Below are 1,300 nucleotides of genomic sequence, written 5' to 3'. Positions count from 1 at the left end.
TAAAATGAGTGCGTAAAACAGCACAGAAAAAGGAACAGATTTAAGGTGCAAACAGCCGATAAATTAAGCAAGGCGGTTAGCACATGGCAAAGAAACGACAGACATTCAGCAAGGAATTCAAGGCAAAGGTTGCTCTTGAAGCTTTACGAGAAGAATCTACGATTCAGGAAATTGCAGTAAAATATGGCGTTCATCCGAATCAGATTTCGCAGTGGAAGGCACAGGCAATTGCAGGTATGGCAGATCTTTTTGAGCGTCCGAACAAGAAATCTGAAGAAGTCCGCCGGCAGGAAGAAAAAGAAAGCGAATACCTGAAGACAATCGGCGAACAGAAAATTGAGCTTGATTACTTAAAAAAAAAGTACAGGCAACTTTACGGAATCGAGCCTCCTTCGTGGATAAAATAGATCCGGCTTACAAAGTCTTGAGCATTTCGCATCAGTGCAGGCTGCTCGGGATTTCTCGAAGCCAGTATTACTACGAGCCGAGCTCAGGGCATGATGAAAAAGATTTCAATCTGCTTGTGAAAATCAAGGAAGTTCAGATTGAGTATCCGTTCTACGGTTACCGCAGAATCTGGCGTGAAATAAATAAACGCTGCGGCGACACCACGGAAGCGACCGTACGCCGTGTAATGCGAAGATTCGGGATTACGGCGGTATTTCCGGGCAAGAATCTTTCAAAAGCCTGTAAATATCACAAGAAGTATCCGTATCTTCTCAGAAACAAGGTAATCAGATATCCGAATCAGGTTTGGTCAACGGATATCACTTACATAAAGCTGCCGACAGGGAATGTTTACCTGATGGCAATAATCGACTGGTTCTCAAGAAAGGTCTTGAGCTGGCGCGTGTTCAACACAATGGATGCACTGCAGTACGCAAATCTTCTGAGGGAAACAATCGAAGAATACGGCTGTCCTGCAATCTTCAACACAGACCAGGGAAGCCAGTTTACATCTGATGTTTTTATCAAAGTTCTTGTTGATTACAACATCCAGATCAGCATGGACGGAAAAGACCGGGCTCTGGACAACATCAGAATTGAGCGTCTTTGGAGAAGCCTCAAGTACGAGGACATCTATCTTAAACGCTACGAAACAATGAAGGACTTGAAGACAGGAGTTGATGCCTACTTCAACTTCTACAATACGGCGAGGTTTCATCAGTCTCTGGATTACAACGTGCCTGATGAAATGTATAAATGCTTCCAGTACAATGAACTGGAAAGGAAAAAGGCTGCATAAATTTTTACACCTTAAACCTGTAAAAATTTTGTGTTGACTAAATAGCGCATTTTA

The 1,300-nt window shown here is 42.9% G+C and carries 2 protein-coding genes; both read left to right on the top strand.

Annotated elements, in window-relative coordinates; translation table 11 throughout:
* Positions 1 to 83: 83 nt before the first annotated feature.
* Positions 84 to 407 carry a transposase gene (locus tag B5D55_RS11380; RefSeq protein WP_078934121.1) on the top strand — a complete coding sequence of 108 codons (324 nt, stop codon included), beginning with the start codon at positions 84 to 86 and terminating at the stop codon, positions 405 to 407.
* On the top strand, positions 395 to 1,246 hold the full coding sequence (locus B5D55_RS11375) for an IS3 family transposase (protein WP_078934120.1): 852 nt from the start codon (positions 395 to 397) through the stop codon (positions 1,244 to 1,246). The genes B5D55_RS11380 and B5D55_RS11375 overlap by 13 nt, the downstream gene beginning before the upstream one ends.
* The last annotated feature ends 54 nt before the right edge of the window (positions 1,247 to 1,300 follow it).

This window comes from Treponema porcinum, from assembly GCF_900167145.1.
Lineage (GTDB): Bacteria > Spirochaetota > Spirochaetia > Treponematales > Treponemataceae > Treponema_D > Treponema_D porcinum.
The sequence above is the reverse complement of the archived record's forward strand: the minus strand, read 5'-3'. Positions and strand labels throughout refer to the sequence as shown.

What these genes read in the sequence shown, in the direction of transcription:
- B5D55_RS11380 (WP_078934121.1), top strand. Translation starts at nt 84, where the DNA reads ATGGCAAAGAAACGACAGACATTCAGCAAGGAATTCAAGGCAAAGGTT.